Origin of the sequence: Pseudomonas quebecensis (genome assembly GCF_026410085.1) — a bacterium.
In the GTDB taxonomy this organism is placed as follows: Bacteria; Pseudomonadota; Gammaproteobacteria; order Pseudomonadales; family Pseudomonadaceae; genus Aquipseudomonas; species Aquipseudomonas quebecensis.
In genome coordinates, this window is sequence record NZ_CP112866.1 from 2,773,108 (window position 1) to 2,789,908 (window position 16,801).

Sequence of the window (16,801 nt, forward strand, 5' to 3'; positions counted from 1 at the left end):
CAAAGGGGCGGACCGTTCAGCGCCCGCCCCGGGACTTATCAAGCCACCGCGATTTCGGTGGTCAGGGACTCGCGGTACATCACCGCCAGCTCAGCCAGGGCCGCCTTGGCGCTCTGGTTGCGGGTTTCGAAGGCCACCAGGCCCTTCCAGTTGGTTTCGACGACGGCTTGCATCACGTCGGCGTAGTCACAGTTGCCGTCATGAATACCGAAATGCTGGTCTTGCACGCCGTTGTTGTTGCTGAAGGAAATCCCCTTGATCAAGTGGTGATATTTGCGCACCACCTCGGCCGGCAGACCGTTCTCGATGTTGGCGTGGCCGGCATCGAGAAAGAAGAACACGTTGGGATGAGCCTGCAGACGTTCGAACACGAACGCGTATTCCGCTTCATGGGTAAAGATGTAGTGGAATGGCCGGTAGTTGACATAGTTGGACAGGTTTTCCAGGTAGATATCCACGCCCTTGGCCTCGGCATATCGCGCCAACTCCTGCACCGACTGCAGGTAGTGCTCCAGCGCAACCTTTTTGGCCTTGAGCACCATCTTCGGCTCGACGATACAGCCACCGTGGATAATCAGCGGCGCGCCGAGGCGGCTGGCGATGTCGATCTCCTGCTTGACGTACGCCACCGCCGCCACGCGGAACGCCTGCACATCGCTGCCCAGCGGAGCCTTGAAGTTACCGTGGAACACCGGTTTTACCCCGCTGGCCTGGATCTGTTCCTGCATGCTGACAATGCGCGCCTCGGTCCAGTCGTCGACCATTTCGCCGAACAGGCTGCCGTCGATGTACCAGTGGGTGCAGCCGCCTTCAACGGCGGTCTGCAGGCCTTGCTCGGCGCTCAGGTATTTCTGGTGGGCGACGCCGGTGCAGAACGGTACGGCACCCGTGATCAGTTTACTTTCCATGGAGCGATTCCTTTCGTTGATGGAGGGTCAGGCGTGAGCGGGGAGTTCGATGGCCATGAAATCGGCCTTGGTCACGCCGCAGTCCGGGCATGTCCAGTCTTCGGGCACCTCTTCCCAAGGGGTGCCCGCCGGGATTCCGTCCTCCGGAATGCCCAATGCTTCTACGTACATGAAGCCACAGGGTGCGCACATATAAGTCGTCATAAGAAATGCAGAATCCATTGCTCACTTGTAGGGAAAATCGCCATATCCGGGCGAGATGGCGCGCAGTCTAGGGGAGTGGCATTGCGCAAGGCAGGTAAAGTGATGCCTAATCCGACCTAACTTCACCGGTAAAACCACCGGCAAAGACAAGGAAGGTTTATGTTCGTATCCGCCATCGCCTTTGTGGAAGGCACGCCGAAGGTGCAGCAGATTGTCGAGGCGTTCAGCCAGGCCATCGAAAACGGCGAGTGGGCACCGGGCAGCAAACTGCCCTCTGTGCGCGAGTTGACCCATATCCTGGGCGTGAGCAAATTCACCCTCAACGAAGCCCTCGACCGCCTGCGCGGCCGCAACCTGCTGACCTCCAGCCAGGGCCGCGGCTACTTCGTGGCGATGGACAGTGCGCGACCGGCGTCGGCCACCTGGGTCGACCTGCTGCCTCAGGACCTGCTCAGCGTACTGCGCCGCCCCTTGGTCACCGCCAGCGGCGAACTGCGCCCCGGCGGCGGCCACCTGCCCGAAGCCTGGCTGAACGGCGAGGCCATTCGCCAGGCCATGCGCAGCGTAGTGCGCGCGCCGTCGCTGCGGATTGCCGGGCTGGGCACGCCGGCAGGCCTGCTGCCGCTGCGCCAGGCCCTGCAACACAAGTTGCACGGTGAAGGCCTGTCGGTGCCGGTCGAGCAGATCATCACCACGCCCAACACCGTGCAGGGCCTGGACATGCTCATGCGCCTGCTGGCGCGCCCCGGCGACACGGTATTGCTGGACGCGCCGTGCTACTTCAACTTTCACGCCAACCTGGCGCTGCATGGGGTCAAGGTGGTAACCATCCAGCGTCGCCCGGACGGTTTCGACTTTACCGCCCTCGAACAGTTGCTGGCCGAACACCGCCCCAGCCTGTACCTGACCACCAGCGTGCTGCATAACCCCACCGGTCATTCGTTCAGCCCGAGCCAAGCGTTCCGTCTGCTGCAACTGACCCAGCATTACCACTGCCATATCGTCGAAGACGACCTCTACGGCGACCTGCACCCCAACCCACCGCCCCGCCTGGCGACCCTCGCCGGCCTCGGACAGGTGACTTACCTGTCGGGGTTCTCCAAGATCCTCAGCGCCAACACCCGCGTCAGCTACGTGGTGGCCGCGCCGCAATTGGCGGCCAACCTGACCAATATGAAGCTGATGAGCGGCGGCGTGACCTCGGAGCTGTTAGAGCAGATCGTCTATCGCATGCTCAGTGAAGGCAGCTACGCCAAGCATCGCAAACGCATGGTCCAGCGGCTGATGGAGGCCGGCGGCCGTGTGGAGCAATGGCTCAGGCGCTGCGGCTGCGAACTGCCGATGCCCTACGAGGGCGGCATGTTCATCTGGGCACGCCTGCCGGCGGGCGTAAACGGCGAACTGCTGGCCCAGGAAGCCTTGAAACGCAGCATGGTGCTGGCGCCGGGCGCGCTGTTCGGCTACGACCCCGCCCACCGCGATTCGATGCGTTTCAACGTGGCCCACAGCGACGAACCGCGCGTGCAACGGGTCTTCGAGGCCTTGCTGCGCAGCGGAGCCGGCAAGGCCGGGGATTGATCGCGCCGAGACGGTTTTTGCTTCACCGTGTATCCATCCGGCGACAGATACACTGCAATACAAAGCGTACAAGGCAACGCGGATGACAGTCGCTAGACTGCGCCCCAACGAGCATTCAACGAGGAAGGCAGCATGGATCATGTCGATCACATCCTGATTGTCGATGACGACCGGGAGATCCGTGAACTGGTGGGCAATTACCTGAAAAAGAACGGCATGCGCACCACCGTGGTCGCCGATGGCCGGCAGATGCGCAGCTTTCTGGAGACCACTCCCGTGGACCTGATCGTGCTGGACATCATGATGCCCGGCGACGATGGCCTGCAGCTGTGCCGCGAATTGCGGGTGGGCAAGCACAAAACTACGCCGGTGCTGATGCTGACCGCGCGCAACGACGAGACCGACCGCATCATCGGCCTGGAAATGGGCGCCGACGACTACCTGGTCAAGCCCTTTGCCGCCCGAGAGCTGCTGGCACGCATTAATGCGGTGCTGCGCCGCACGCGGATGCTGCCGCCCAACCTGGTGGTCAGCGAGACCGGGCGGCTGATCCGCTTCGGCCGCTGGCGCCTGGACACCACCGCGCGCCACCTGCTCGACGATGACGATACGCTGGTGGCCTTGAGTGGCGCCGAGTACCGCCTGCTGCGCGTGTTCCTCGACCATCCCCAACGCGTGCTCAATCGCGACCAGTTGCTCAACCTGACCCAGGGCCGTGACGCCGACCTGTTCGATCGCTCCATCGACCTGCTGGTCAGTCGCCTGCGCCAACGCCTGCTGGATGACGCCCGTGAGTCGGCGTATATCAAGACCGTGCGCAGCGAAGGCTACGTGTTCTCGCTGCCGGTCAAAATCCTCGAGGCCGACCAATGAGCTGGCGGCTGGGCTGGCCCCGCACCCTGGCGTCGCAACTGTCACTGATCTTCCTGATCAGCCTGGTGTGCGCCCATGGATTATCGTTCAGTGCGCAGTTCTACGAGCGCTACATCAGCGCGCGCACGGCGATGCTGGGCAACCTGGAAAACGATGTGGCCACCTCGGTGGCGATTCTCGACCGTTTGCCCGCCGATGAGCGCGCCAGCTGGCTGCCCCGCTTGAACCGGCAGAATTACCGCTACCTGCTCAACGCCGGCGAACCAGGCCAGCCCTTCTCAAGCGATAACATGCCCATGGCCGCCACCTCGATTGCCGAGACGCTGGGTTCGCATTACACGCTGACGTTTCGAAATATCCCCGGGGCGCGGCCGCACTTCCAGGCGCACCTGACCCTGGCGGACGGCAGCCCGGTCACTGTTGATGTGCGTCCCGCCGCCGTCCCCGTGGCCTATTGGCTGCCCGTGGTGCTGGTACTGCAGCTGGCGCTGTTGTTGGGTTGTACGGGGTTCGCGGTGCGCCTGGCGATCCGCCCGCTCGCGCGCCTGGCCCGCGCAGTGGAAACCCTGGACCCCAACGCCCACCCCACGCCCCTGGACGAAAAAGGCCCCACCGAAGTGGCCCATGCCGCAGCGGCGTTCAACCACATGCAACAACGCATCGCCGACTACCTCAAGGAACGCATGCAGATCCTCGCGGCGATTTCCCACGACCTGCAAACGCCGATTACCCGCATGAAGCTGCGCGCCGAGTTCATGGAAGACTCCACCGACCGCGACAAACTGTGGAACGACCTGGGGGAAATGGAGCACCTGGTGCGCGAAGGCGTGGCCTACGCGCGCAGCGTCCACGGCGCCAGCGAGACCAGCCAGCGCATCGACCTGGACGCCTTTCTCGACAGCCTGGTGTTCGACTACCAGGACATGCACAAACAGGTCGCCCTCAGCGGCAAGAGCGCGGCGGTGCTCGACACCCGCCCCCACGCGCTGCGCCGGATACTGGTGAACCTGGTGGACAACGCCCTCAAATTCGCCGGTTCCGCCCACGTGCAAGTCGCGGCCATGGCTGACGGCGAACTGTCGATCAAGGTGCTGGATGATGGACCGGGCATCGCCGAAGACGAACTGCCGCGGGTGCTGCAGCCCTTCTACCGGGTCGAAAGCTCGCGCAATCGCGGCACCGGCGGCACAGGTCTGGGCCTGGCGATCGCGCAGCAGTTGGCCGTGGCAATCGGTGGCTCGCTGACCTTGAGCAACCGCTCGCAGGGCGGGCTCTGTGCCGAGGTCAGGCTGCACGCGCAGGGTGCGACGACGTAACCGGCCTGCTGCGTTGACCAACCTTGTTACACACCATATAGTGTGCCCACTAACAATGCAGACCACTACATAGTGTGAGACGTCGGTGTTTACTGACCACACTCTGCGCACTATTTCAATGCCTTGATGCCTGCAAATCACCTATTTTTTTGGACGGGGTTCACACCCCGTCAGAACAGACCTTGAAGGAATATTTCGATGCTGAGTTGGGATGAAGTCGACAACGAAGACACCGGCACAGCGGTGATCAAAGGCGCCAACGCCGGCCACGCCACCGAAGCCAACATGGACCGCCTCGACGGTGCCGGCGCCGCCGCCGCCATCGAAGCCCGCGCCGTCACCGCCAGTGACTCCGCCGCCATCGTGCGCGCCAAGGCCGCCCTGGACAAACTCGACGTCGCCGAAGGCCTCGCCGAACTCGAAGGCGCCTCCGCCCGCGTCGCCGTCGACGAAAAGCGCATGATCAACTGCCGCGCCGACCTCAACCAACTCGTGCCCTTCAAGTACGACTGGGCCTGGCAAAAGTACCTCGACGGCTGCGCCAACCACTGGATGCCGCAAGAGGTCAACATGACCGCCGACATCGCCCTGTGGAAAAACCCCGAAGGCCTCACCGACGACGAACGCCGCATCGTCATGCGCAACCTCGGCTTCTTCTCTACCGCCGACTCCCTGGTCGCCAACAACCTGGTGCTGGCCGTGTACCGTCTGATCACCAACCCGGAGTGCCGCCAGTACATCCTGCGCCAGGCCTTCGAAGAAGCGATCCACACCCACGCCTACCAGTACTGCATCGAATCGTTGGCCATGGATGAAGGCGAGATCTTCAACATGTACCACGAGATTCCATCCGTCGCGAAGAAAGCGGCCTGGGGCCTGAAGTACACCCGCTCGATCTCCGATCCGAAGTTCGAAACCGGCACCGTCGACACCGACAAGGAGCTGCTGCGTAACCTGGTCGCCTACTACTGCGTACTGGAAGGCATCTTCTTCTACTGCGGCTTCACCCAGATTTTGTCCATGGGCCGCCGCAACAAAATGACCGGCGTGGCGGAGCAGTTCCAGTACATCCTGCGTGATGAGTCGATGCATCTGAACTTCGGTATCGACGTGATCAACCAGATCAAAATCGAAAACCCGCATTTGTGGGATGCCGAGATGAAGGAAGAAGCGACCCAGATGATCCTGCAGGGGACGCAGCTGGAGATCGAATACGCGCGCGACACGATGCCTCGCGGTGTTCTCGGCATGAACGCGGCGATGATGGAGGATTACCTCAAGTTCATCGCGAATCGTCGCCTGTCGCAGATTGGTCTTAAAGAAGAGTATCCAGGCACGACCAACCCGTTCCCGTGGATGAGCGAGATCATGGACTTGAAGAAAGAGAAAAACTTCTTCGAAACCCGCGTGATCGAGTACCAGACCGGCGGCGCGCTGAGCTGGGATTGATTGAGACGGCCCCTTCGGGGGCCGTGTTGTTTACTTGCCGATATCTTTTATGCCCAATCACACCATCAAGACCCCCTGCGTCGGCCTGTGCTCCACCGTATACGGCGACCTGGTCTGCAGGGGCTGCAAGCGGTATCACCATGAAGTGATCCAGTGGAACGGCTACACCGCCGGAGAAAAGCAGGCGGTGTGGCAACGCCTGGAGCAGTTGCTGGTGCAGGTGATGGCCAGCAAGCTCGAAGTGTTCGACGTCGAGCGCTTGCGCCAGCAGTTGCAGGACCGCCAGATCCGTTTCATGCCGCACCAGTCGCCGTATTGCTGGGCGTATCAATTGATCGCGCGTGGCGCACGAGTAATCTCCAGGCTGGACGCCTACGGCCTGGCGCTGCTGCCGGAGTTTCGCGAGCGCCATCTGGCGGACTTGCGCGATGCCATCGACCGAGAGTTTTTCCTGCTGTCCGAGGCCCATTACCAGCGGTATATCGCACCGAGCTTCCTGAAAGACGCATTTGGGCCCGCCCTGATTGCCGCGTTGTAACCCCTGGGTTCAAACAGGTGCCCGTCGGTTCATACCGCTCAATCCCCTGCTTGTGGTTAAAATGCCGCCCGCTCAATGACCTGATGCTCAACGATGACCCCTGACGCACTTGCCACTCTGCACACCCATCTGCTCACCGCACTGGCTGATCCGCCCAGTGAAACCCGGCGTCTGTTCCACGGCCGAGGCCGTTGCTGGCCGGGCCTGGAGCAATTGACCGTGGACTGGTTGCAAGGCGTGGTGCTGGTGGCGCTGTTCAAAGCGCCGGAACCGGCAGATCTGGAGGCATTGAAAAGCATGCTGCTGGACATCGACTGGGCACACGCGGGTGCGCACACCGTCGCCCTGCAGCACCGCTACCTGCCACAAAGCACCACCGAATGGCTGGTGGGGCAAGCGATCGATGAGCTGATCATTACCGAGGGCGGCCTGCGTTACCTGATCGATCTGGGTAAAAAACAGAACACCGGTCTGTTTCTCGATATGCGCTACGGGCGCAACTGGGTGCGCGAACAGGCCAGGGGCCAGCGGGTACTCAACCTGTTTGCCTACACCTGCGGCTTTTCCGTGGCGGCCATCGAAGGTGGCGCCGAGCAGGTAGTGAACCTGGACATGGCGCGCGGCGCCCTGAGCCGCGGCCGCGATAACCATCGGCTTAACGGCCATGATCTGAGCAAGGTCACGTTCCTTGGGCACGATCTGTTCAAATCCTGGGCCAAGGTGATCAACAGCGGCCCTTATGACCTGGTGATCATCGACCCACCGTCGTTCCAGAGGGGCAGTTTCCTGCTGACCAAGGACTATCAACGCGTGCTGCGCCGCCTGCCGGACTTGCTCGCCGCCCATGGCACGGTGCTGGCGTGCATGAACGACCCGGCACTCGGCGAAGATTTCCTGATCGACGGCGTGACACGCGAGGCGCCGGGTCTGCGCTTCGTACAGCGTCTGGAAAACCCGCCCGAATTTCCCGATATCGATGCGCAAAGTGGTCTGAAAGCCCTGGTGTTTCGCCAGGACTGATGCCGAAAAGTCCTACGCTTGCTACCCTAAGCGATACGCCGGGCGGTGAACCTTATCCCCCCCTACCCGGTCGATACCTGCATTCCCCGGCCAGACCCGACGGCGTCACGTTGTCGGCTGCCCCGTTCCACCTTTGGAGAACCGCCCGTGATATCGACCCTGCATGTAGCCAGAATCAAAGCCTGGGGCGCCCACGGCTTTACCGCCACCGGTGTGGTCCTGGCCTTCCTCGCCACCCTGGCCCTGCTGGAAAACTCGCCCAAGGCCTGCCTGCTGTGGCTCGGCCTGGCACTGGTGGTGGACGGCGTCGACGGTTCCCTGGCGCGCCGCCTCAATGTCAGCACGGTGCTGCCCAGCTTCGACGGTTCGGTGCTGGACCTGGTGATCGATTACCTCACCTATGTGTTCATCCCCGCCCTGTTTATCTACCGCTACATCGATCTGCCGGACTTTACTCACCTGTTTACCGTGTCGGTGATCCTGGTGTCGTCATTGTTCTGCTTCTGCAACGTCAATATGAAAAGCAAGGACAACTATTTCGTCGGCTTCCCCGCCGCCTGGAATGTGGTGGCCCTGTGCGTGTACATCATCCAGCCGGACGCCTGGGTGACCTTGCTGACGGTCATCGGCCTGGCCCTGCTGACCGTCACGCCGATGAAGTTTTTGCACCCGTTTCGGGTCAAGCGCTTTATGCCGATCAATATCGCGGTGACCACCATCTGGTTGCTGTGCAGCTTTTTGATGGTCGTGGATTATCCCAACACCAATCCGTGGACATTCGGCCTGTGGTCGCTGATGTCGGCATACTTTCTGGGGATTTGCATCTGGCGCACCGCGCTGGAGTGGCTGGGCACCCACAAATAGCCAAATAGGTGGGAGAGTACTTGCCCCCGATGGCGATGTGTCAGTCAGCTTATCTGTCACTGATACACCGCAATCGGGGGCAAGCCCCTCCCACAGTTGGTTCTGCATACATTCGGCAGGTAAGATGGCGACCTTCCGCATAGCGCCCTGCCAACCATAAGCCCTGCCCATGCCCTTCGAACTCAGCGTTGACCTCACCACCCTCGCCATTCTTGCCGTTGTGGCCTTTATTGCCGGATTCATCGACGCCATCGCCGGCGGCGGCGGGCTATTGACCACCCCGGCGCTGCTCACCGCCGGCATGCCGCCGCACCTGGTGCTGGGCACCAACAAGCTCAGTTCCACGTTCGGCTCGGCCACCGCCAGCTTCACCTTCTATCGTCGCAAGCTGTTCCACCCGCGCCAGTGGGTGCACGCCATCGTCGGTACGCTGGTCGGCGCGCTTGCCGGGGCGGTGGTCGCCCATTACCTGCCGGCCGAGACCCTGAACAAAATGCTCCCGGTCATCGTATTCGCCTGCGGTCTGTACCTGCTGTTCGGCGGCACGCCCAAGGCACCGCTGGAAGCCGACGCACCGATCAAGAAGAAATGGCAGGCCACCCAAGGCTTCGGCCTGGGTTTCTACGATGGTGTAGCAGGCCCGGGGACCGGCGCGTTCTGGACCGTCAGCACCCTGCTGCTGCACCCCATCGACCTGGTCAAAGCCAGCGGCGTGGCCCGCAGCATGAACTTCGTCAGCAACGCGGCAGCGCTGTCGGTGTTTATCTTCAACGGTTCGGTGGACTGGATAGTCGGGCTGGCGATGGGGATCTCGGTGATGGGGGGTGCCTTCTTTGGCGCTCGCAGCGCAATCAGCGGCGGCGCCAAATTCATTCGTCCGGTGTTTATCACCGTGGTCCTCGGCCTGACCGTGCGCCTAGCCTGGCAGCACTGGTTCAGCGTGGCCTAAGCGGCGCGCCACATAGAGATCGATCAGGTAGCGCGCAATCGAGCGTGACGCCGGCAACGGCGGCAGGTCATGGATGTTGAACCACTGTGCGTCTTCGATCTCGTCGGCCTGGGGCACGATATCGCCACCGGCGTATTCGGCATGAAAGCCCAGCATCATCGAATGCGGGAACGGCCAGCATTGGCTGCCCACATACTGAATATTCCTGACTTCCACCTGCACCTCTTCGCGCACCTCGCGGATCAGGCAGTCTTCGGCCGACTCGCCCGGCTCGGCAAATCCGGCCAACGTGCTGTAGACCCCGGTCACAAAACGCGGCGAACGTGCCAGTAAAATCTCGTCGCCACGGGTCACCAGCACAATCATGCTCGGCGAGATGCGCGGGTAACTGCGCAGGTCGCACGCCTGGCAATACATCGCGCGTTCGCGCGGCACCTGCGCCATGGCTTGGCCGCAGCTGCCGCAAAAGCGATGTTCGCGGGCCCAGGTGCCGATCTGCGCGGCATAGCCCAGGACCTTGTAGAGCGTGTGATCGCCCTGCAGCATAAAGCCGCGCAAGCCCTGCCAACTGCAACCCGGCACCTCGCCGGCCGAGTTGAGCTCAAGCAGGTACACCGGCTCGCCGTCGAGGTGGCCGATGCCGTGTTCGGCGAACACCGACAGGTCCTGGCGCTTGAGCCATTCCCGGGGGAACAGCGGGCCATTGGCGTCATGCAAAAAGCCCTCGCGGCTGCGGGCGACGGCCCAGCCGCCGGGGGCGTCGTTGTCCAGCAGCGTTGTGGTAATCCAGCCTGGGGTCATGTTTATCAATCCACGAATTCGGGTGTCTGCTTGCTCATGTGAGCCGCGATGGCCACACGCAGGTCGTTGGATTGCAACATAGCCGAGTTCCAGGTGGCAACGTATTCCAGGCCATCATTGATCGTGTGGTCACGCATGTAGCTGATCATCGCCTTGGTGCCGGTCACGGCGATCGGCGACTTGGCCGCGATGTCACGGGCCATTTCCAGCACGCCGGCCAACAGGCTCTGGTGATCGGCATACACACGGTTGACCAGGCCAATACTGCGCGCCTCTTCGGCGCCGAACATGCGCCCGGTATAGGCCAGTTCGCGCAGCATGCCGTCGCCGATAATGCGCGGCAGCCGTTGCAAAGTGCCGACGTCGGCAGCCATGCCGATATCGATTTCCTTGATGGAAAACTGCGCGTCCTCGGCGGCGTAGCGCATGTCGCAGGCGCTGATCAGGTCGATGGCGCCGCCGATGCAATAGCCCTGGATCGCCGCCAGCACCGGCTTGCGGCAGGTGTCCACGGCGTTGAACGAGGCTTGCAGCTCAAGGATCTTGCGCCGCAGCAGGCGCGCGTTGCGGCCCACATCCTTGCCCAGGTCATTGGCCACCGAGGCCAGCATCATCAAGTCGATGCCGGAGGAGAAATGTTTGCCGGCGCCGCTGAGTACCACGGCGCGCACGGCGTCGGTGTCGTCGATCCATTGGAAAATGTCGATGATCTCGGTCCAGAACGCGGCGTTCATCGCGTTGATCTTTTCCGGGCGGTTGATCTGCACATGGGCAACGTTGTCGTGGAGTTCGACGACGAAGGCTTGGTATTCGGACATGGCCATGATCCCTGACTGACGGGTGAGAAGGCCCAGACTATAACAAGGCTGCGCGACGGCGCATCGGCCAAATGCGGGACTGGTCGCCGGGATCGAAAAGACGCTGGATAAAACCTCGCGCACGCGCCATCCTTCGCGCTTTAAGCCGCGCAGTGCGCGGCGCTCGACGTTTGAAGGATATGCCCATGCACGCCCAGCCCCTCGCCCCCGCCGATTTCGAAGCCCTCGAAGACACCCTGCTCAGGTACGGCGATGACCATTCGGTATTGAACGTGGCCGAACTCGACGGCTACTTCACCGCCCTGGTCTCCGGCCCGGCGCCGGTGGCCATCGACGAGTGGTTCCCGGCGATCTGGGGCGGCCAGAACCCCAAGTGGGAAAGCGCCGACCAAGCGCAGCAGTTTCTGGACCTGTGCGTGCGCCACCTCAACACCCTGGCGGCCCAACTGGCCGGCGACGCCCGGAGCTTTACGCCGCGCTTCGACGAAACCGAGCATCGGGCCCAGACGGTGACCCTGGCCGAAGAATGGTGCTTCGGCTACCTGCGTGGCGCCGCCATCGGTAACTGGCCACCCCTGCCGACGGAACAGGCGGCGAACCTGGAAAAAATCTCCTGGTGCGCCGAGCAGGACAACTTCGAATTGCCCGCCGACCTGGATATCCCGGCCCACCAGCAGCGCGCCAGCGAGATCGAACCGGCGGCGCGGGCGCTGCATGATTACTGGTCGAGCCAGCGCTAAGCCTCGACAGCACGGCATCAATACCCGATTATTCGGGTCCGCCCCGTCGGCCACTCCGTGCCACCTTGCCTTGAATCAGGAGCCTTGTACCTTGAGTTCGCAGAAAACCGTGACCGTTACGCCACCCAACGCCCCGCTCATCGGCAAGGTCGCGCCCCCCGGCTCCAAATCCATTACCAACCGCGCGCTGCTGCTGGCGGCCCTGGCCAAGGGCACCAGCCGCTTGAGCGGCGCGCTGAAAAGCGACGACACCCGCCACATGTCGGTGGCCCTGCGCCAGATGGGCGTGACCATCGACGAGCCGGACGACACCACGTTCGTGGTCACCGGCCAGGGCAAGCTGCAGTTGCCGACACAACCGCTGTTTCTCGGCAACGCCGGCACCGCCATGCGCTTTCTCACCGCCGCGGTGGCCACCGTACAGGGCACCGTGGTGCTTGATGGCGACGATTACATGCGCAAGCGCCCGATCGGCCCGCTGCTGGCCACCCTCGGCCGGAACGGCATCCAGGTCGACAGCCCGACGGGTTGCCCACCGGTTACCGTGCATGGCCGTGGCAAGGTGCAGGCCAAGCGCTTCGAGATCGACGGCGGGCTGTCCAGCCAATACGTATCGGCCCTGCTGATGCTTGCCGCCTGCGGTGAAGCGCCGATTGAAGTGGCACTGACCGGCAAGGACATCGGCGCCCGCGGCTATGTGGACCTGACCCTGGATTGCATGCGCGCCTTCGGTGCGCAGGTTGACGCTGTCGACGACACCACCTGGCGCGTCGCGCCAACGGGCTACACCGCCCATGACTACCTGATCGAACCGGACGCTTCCGCCGCCACCTACCTGTGGGCCGCCGAAGCGCTGACCGCTGGCCGCATCGACATTGGCGTGGCCGCCCAGGCTTTCACCCAACCGGATGCCAAGGCGCAGGCGCTGATCGCCCAGTTCCCTGATATGCAGGCCACCGTGGTGGGCTCGCAGATGCAGGACGCGATCCCGACCCTGGCAGTGCTGGCGGCGTTCAACAACACCCCGGTGCGCTTTACCGAATTGGCCAATCTGCGGGTCAAGGAATGTGACCGGGTACAGGCGCTGCACGACGGCCTGAATGAAATCCGCCCGGGCCTGGCGACCATCGAAGGCGACGACCTGCTGGTGGCCAGTGACCCGGCGTTAGCCGGCACCGCCTGCTCGGCGCTGATCGACACCCACGCCGATCACCGCATCGCCATGTGCTTTGCCCTGGCCGGGTTGAAGGTGACGGGCATTCGCATCCAGAACCCGGACTGCGTGGCCAAGACCTATCCCGACTACTGGAAGGCCCTGAGCAGCCTGGGTGTCGCGCTGACCTATTGAGCCCGGCGCGCCGGAATGGGGAGGACTGAACATGAACATTCGCCAACCCTGCCCACCCGGCGCCTGCGTATGCGAGCGCGAGCAATTGCTGCAAGCGCCCGACGCCGACTTACGCATCCTCGGCCTCACCCGCCAGGAAGAAAAACGCCTGCTTGAACGTCTGGAAAACCTGCAGAACCTGCAGGACCTGGAGCGCATGCAGCAACGCATGTACGAACTGCTGGGCATCCGCGTGCACGTCGCGCCGGGCCATACCGAAGTCAAGAGCATGCGCGGCATTCAGATTGTCATCGACGACCTGCCCGGCCTGTGCCGCAAAACCCGGCAGGCCATTCCGGCGGCGATTCGCCGGGGCATGGAAAAACGTCCGGAGATTGCCTATCGCTTGCTGGACGCCCACGACCTGTTTCGCGACGGGTAAATCAACCTGCCACCGTCTCGGCCTTGAACAGGCCCTGGCCCACGGTTCTCGCGGTGCTCAAATGGGCCTCTGCGCTGCCGCTTTCCGAGTCCAGTAGCAGTTCGGATGTGAGCACCTTCGCGCCACAGTAATCAAAGATGCCGTAGTCAATCTGCGTGTGCATCGATTGGGCATAACCATGCCGTTCGAACGCGCTGAAGTCCGCCGCGCCAAGCGCCAGCAGGTGCACCTGTAAATGCCCGAGTTTTTTCATGACCGGGGTGTCCGGGCCGTAGTCGATGGCCCAACCGTTGACGAACACGCGGTCAATCCAACCCTTGAGCAGGCCGGGCATCGACCACCAATAAATGGGAAACACCAGAACCAACGCATCGGCGCGGTCGATGCGGGCTTGCTCGGCCAGCACATCGGCCGGTGGTGCGGCGCGCTCGCGGTGCACCCGATGGTCGGCGGCGCTGTAACGGGGGTCGAAGCCCTCAGCGGCGAGGTCGGCGATTTCAGCGGTGTGACCCGATAGGCGCAGGCCATCGGCTACCTGGGCGGCGATGCTGTGAGTCAGGGATTGCGGGTCGTGATGGGCAACAACGATCAGTGCGTGCATGACATTCACTCCGGTTCGGTTTAGGCTCTGGGCTTAAGTTACGAACAGTAAGTTACTTTTGGTATATAAGCATGTCAAGCCACGATTCCCCTGCACCCCGCCGTCGTCTGTCCCGCGAAGATCGCCTGCAGCAATTACTGGAGGTGGCCTGGCAACTGGTGCGCGATGAAGGCACCGATGCCCTGACCCTGGGCCGTGTGGCAGAGTTGGCCGGCGTCACCAAGCCGGTGGTCTATGACCATTTCGTCACCCGCGCGGGGTTGTTGGCGGCGCTGTACGAAGACTTCGACGGGCGCCAGAACCAGGCTTTCGTCGACGCACTCGACGCCAGCGAGGCCACCCTGGAAGGCCGCGCAGGTGTGATTGCCTCGTCCTACGTCGATTGCGTGTTACTGCAGGGCCGTGAGATCCCGGGCGTGATCGCGGCGTTGAGCAGCTCCCCGGAACTGGAAACCCTCAAGCGCAAGTACGAAGCGATCTTCCTCGACAAGTGCCGCGATGTCCTGACGCCCTTCGCCCCCTCCGGCACGGTGTCTCAAGCCGGCTTGAGGGCAATGCTCGGGGCGGCCGAGGCGTTGTCCCACGCAGCGGCCAACGGCGAGATCAGCCGCGAAGAGGCGCAACAGGAATTGCAGGCCAGCATTTCAGCCATGGTCAATCGCCCGCGCCCGTGACGAACACCTGCACCTTGCGCGCCAGTTGATCCAGGTGCCGGTCGCGCTGGCGCTCCGCGTCGACCATGGCGCGTTTGCCGTGCCGTTGCAGCAGGTAGGTGTGAATCTGTTGCACTTCCAGCGAGCGGTAAATCGCGGCCACGTCCAGCACGCCCATCAACCCGTCGGTGCCGTAGTGGCGCGTGTTCATCAGCACCTGGGTGTCGCGCGCACCGCGTACCTGAAAGCCCATGGCCTGGAAGGCCGGCACCTTTTCCACGGAGCAGGCCAGTTCCGCATGGGGATAGCGCCCCAGCACGTCCTGCATCATGGCGCGCCCTACCCCGTGGCGCCGCGACCCGGCCTGCACGGCCATAAAGGGAATGCCGCAGGCCTCGGGGTCATCCTTGACCGGTAGACACAACAGAAACCCGATCACCTGTTCCGGGTCCTCGGCATCCGTCGCCACCACCAGCTCGACCGCGATGCCCTTCTCACCGTTCAACGCCTCCAGGTACAGGTGCACCTCGTAGCCGATGGCGTACTGATAAATGTTGTACAGCAGGTTGCTGGGCGGCAGCGCGACGCTGCTGATGTCGGTGAGGTTGTCCACCACCATCTGCAGGATCTGGCCGTTGATGGGTTCGGGGCACGGTGCGGTGTAACGGGTGAGGCTGAACATGCACATTCCTGGGGGTCGGGCTTCAAGGCAGTGGCGATTGTACCTGTTACGCCGGGGTCATGGTCCGCACACCTCACGCAGGCAGCCGCGCAGCCAGCGATGGGCCGGGTCCGCGTCCAGCCGTGGATGCCAGAGCATGGCCACGCTGAAGGTGGGCAGGCTCAGCGGCAGGTCAAAGCAGAACAGCTCGCTGCGATGGGCGATGTAGCGTTCGGGGACGCTGGCAATCAGGTCGGTGTCGCGCGCCAGGGCGATGGCGGTGGCGAATCCAGCGACGATGGTGTGGATCTGCCGCGTAACGCCCAGGGCTTGCAGCGCATCGTCGATCTGGCCGCGGTCCTGGCCTCGGCGGGAGACATACAGGTGTTGGCCGTCGGCGTAGCGCTGCAGGCTGACTGCGCCGCGACTGAGGGGATGGCCGCTGCGCACCACGCCGACCAGGCGATCGCGGAACAGTGCCTGGGTCAACAGCTCGGGGCCGGCGTCGGCGTCGACCACGCCGATGTCCAGGTCCACACGGGCGTCGCGCAGCGGCGCGGTGTCCTTGTCGGTTTTATTCAGCAGGCGCAGGCGCACACGGGGTGCCTCCAGGGCCATGCGGGCAAGCAACGCGGCGCCGAAACACGCGACGAACTCCTCACTGGTGCGCAACGTAAAGGTGCGCTCGACCTGGGCCATGTCCACCGCCCGTGCCGGACGCAAGGCCGCCTGGGCGTCCTGCACCAGCCGGCCGACCTGCTCGCGCAACGCCAGCGCATGGGGGGTCGGCACCAGGCCCCGACCGGCGCGCACCAGCAACGGGTCGCCCGTGGTGTGCCGCAGGCGCGCCAACGCACGGCTCATGGCCGAAGGGCTCAAGCGCAGGCGCTTGGCCGCGCGTTCGACGCTGCCTTCGGCCAGCAGCACATCCAGGGTGATCAGCAGGTTCAAATCGGGCATCAGCACTCCCCAACAGGCGTTTTGTGCAGGTATTCAATGCAATCCCTGCGTCTTCCGCCATGGTAGGTCAGGCCGTAGAGTTGCGACAGTCACAATCAT

At 63.2% G+C, this 16,801-nt stretch carries 19 protein-coding genes; 12 read left to right on the forward strand and 7 right to left on the reverse strand.

Annotated elements, in window-relative coordinates; genetic code table 11:
- Positions 1-38 precede the first annotated feature (38 nt).
- Positions 39-908 (reverse strand): sugar phosphate isomerase/epimerase family protein, encoded by an 870-nt coding sequence (locus OSC50_RS13030; RefSeq protein WP_266249084.1) that lies wholly within the window; start codon positions 906-908, stop codon positions 39-41.
- A 27-nt stretch (positions 909-935) separates the two neighbouring features.
- Positions 936-1,112, reverse strand: a complete 177-nt coding sequence (locus tag OSC50_RS13035) for a rubredoxin (RefSeq protein ID WP_181079665.1) — start codon at positions 1,110-1,112, stop codon at positions 936-938.
- A gap of 159 nt (positions 1,113-1,271) precedes the next feature.
- On the opposite strand from OSC50_RS13035, the gene OSC50_RS13040 reads away from it, so the two are divergent.
- The 8 genes from OSC50_RS13040 (at position 1,272) to OSC50_RS13075 (ending at position 9,699) form a co-directional block, all read left to right on the forward strand.
- On the forward strand, positions 1,272-2,690 hold the full coding sequence (locus OSC50_RS13040) for an aminotransferase-like domain-containing protein (RefSeq protein ID WP_266249082.1): 1,419 nt from the start codon (positions 1,272-1,274) through the stop codon (positions 2,688-2,690).
- Between the two features lie 132 nt (positions 2,691-2,822).
- Entirely contained in the window at positions 2,823-3,563 is a 741-nt protein-coding gene (locus tag OSC50_RS13045) for a response regulator (protein ID WP_266249080.1), read from the forward strand.
- Positions 3,560-4,879: an ATP-binding protein gene (locus tag OSC50_RS13050; protein WP_266249078.1), complete on the forward strand. Its 1,320-nt coding sequence runs from the start codon at positions 3,560-3,562 to the stop codon at positions 4,877-4,879. Before OSC50_RS13045 ends, OSC50_RS13050 begins: the two co-directional genes overlap by 4 nt.
- Before the next feature lie 198 nt (positions 4,880-5,077).
- On the forward strand, positions 5,078-6,328 hold the full coding sequence (locus OSC50_RS13055; RefSeq protein WP_253507129.1) for a ribonucleotide-diphosphate reductase subunit beta: 1,251 nt from the start codon (positions 5,078-5,080) through the stop codon (positions 6,326-6,328).
- 49 nt (positions 6,329-6,377) lie between these two features.
- Entirely contained in the window at positions 6,378-6,866 is a 489-nt protein-coding gene (locus OSC50_RS13060; protein WP_266249076.1) for a DUF1289 domain-containing protein, read from the forward strand.
- 93 nt (positions 6,867-6,959) lie between these two features.
- A complete protein-coding gene (locus tag OSC50_RS13065; protein ID WP_253507126.1) occupies positions 6,960-7,886 on the forward strand; it encodes a class I SAM-dependent methyltransferase in 927 nt (308 codons plus the stop codon).
- Positions 7,887-8,033: 147 nt separating this feature from the next.
- On the forward strand, positions 8,034-8,750 hold the full coding sequence (gene pcsA, locus OSC50_RS13070; protein ID WP_181081817.1) for a phosphatidylcholine synthase: 717 nt from the start codon (positions 8,034-8,036) through the stop codon (positions 8,748-8,750).
- 169 nt (positions 8,751-8,919) lie between these two features.
- The gene (locus OSC50_RS13075) at positions 8,920-9,699 is read left to right on the forward strand and encodes a TSUP family transporter (RefSeq protein WP_181081818.1); all 780 of its coding nucleotides are present in this window, start codon (positions 8,920-8,922) and stop codon (positions 9,697-9,699) included.
- On the opposite strand, the gene nudC is transcribed toward OSC50_RS13075, so the two are convergent.
- Positions 9,667-10,500, reverse strand: coding sequence for an NAD(+) diphosphatase (gene nudC, locus OSC50_RS13080; RefSeq protein ID WP_266249073.1), 834 nt, complete (start codon positions 10,498-10,500; stop codon positions 9,667-9,669). The two genes, OSC50_RS13075 and nudC, sit on opposite strands and share 33 nt — an antisense overlap.
- A 5-nt stretch (positions 10,501-10,505) precedes the next feature.
- Positions 10,506-11,318 (reverse strand): crotonase/enoyl-CoA hydratase family protein, encoded by an 813-nt coding sequence (locus tag OSC50_RS13085; RefSeq protein ID WP_181081820.1) that lies wholly within the window; start codon positions 11,316-11,318, stop codon positions 10,506-10,508.
- 185 nt (positions 11,319-11,503) lie between these two features.
- Here OSC50_RS13085 and OSC50_RS13090 point away from each other — a divergent pair, with 185 nt between their 5' ends.
- The 3 genes from OSC50_RS13090 to OSC50_RS13100 all read left to right on the forward strand — a co-directional run bounded on the left by OSC50_RS13090 (position 11,504) and on the right by OSC50_RS13100 (position 13,827).
- Positions 11,504-12,058, forward strand: coding sequence for a UPF0149 family protein (locus tag OSC50_RS13090; RefSeq protein ID WP_253507120.1), 555 nt, complete (start codon positions 11,504-11,506; stop codon positions 12,056-12,058).
- A gap of 91 nt (positions 12,059-12,149) precedes the next feature.
- Complete coding sequence (locus OSC50_RS13095; RefSeq protein WP_266249070.1) at positions 12,150-13,406, forward strand: 3-phosphoshikimate 1-carboxyvinyltransferase; 1,257 nt, start codon at positions 12,150-12,152, stop codon at positions 13,404-13,406.
- A 31-nt stretch (positions 13,407-13,437) separates the two neighbouring features.
- Complete coding sequence (locus OSC50_RS13100; RefSeq protein WP_253507116.1) at positions 13,438-13,827, forward strand: hypothetical protein; 390 nt, start codon at positions 13,438-13,440, stop codon at positions 13,825-13,827.
- Between the two features lies 1 nt (position 13,828).
- On the opposite strand, the gene OSC50_RS13105 is transcribed toward OSC50_RS13100, so the two are convergent.
- Positions 13,829-14,428 (reverse strand): NAD(P)H-dependent oxidoreductase, encoded by a 600-nt coding sequence (locus tag OSC50_RS13105; protein WP_266249067.1) that lies wholly within the window; start codon positions 14,426-14,428, stop codon positions 13,829-13,831.
- A gap of 71 nt (positions 14,429-14,499) precedes the next feature.
- Here OSC50_RS13105 and OSC50_RS13110 point away from each other — a divergent pair, with 71 nt between their 5' ends.
- A complete protein-coding gene (locus tag OSC50_RS13110; protein ID WP_181081825.1) occupies positions 14,500-15,102 on the forward strand; it encodes a TetR/AcrR family transcriptional regulator in 603 nt (200 codons plus the stop codon).
- Here the strand turns inward: OSC50_RS13110 and OSC50_RS13115 are convergent.
- Positions 15,083-15,763 (reverse strand): GNAT family N-acetyltransferase, encoded by a 681-nt coding sequence (locus OSC50_RS13115; RefSeq protein WP_266249065.1) that lies wholly within the window; start codon positions 15,761-15,763, stop codon positions 15,083-15,085. The two genes, OSC50_RS13110 and OSC50_RS13115, sit on opposite strands and share 20 nt — an antisense overlap.
- Before the next feature lie 57 nt (positions 15,764-15,820).
- Entirely contained in the window at positions 15,821-16,702 is an 882-nt protein-coding gene (locus OSC50_RS13120) for a LysR family transcriptional regulator (protein ID WP_266249063.1), read from the reverse strand.
- Positions 16,703-16,801: the final 99 nt, after the last annotated feature.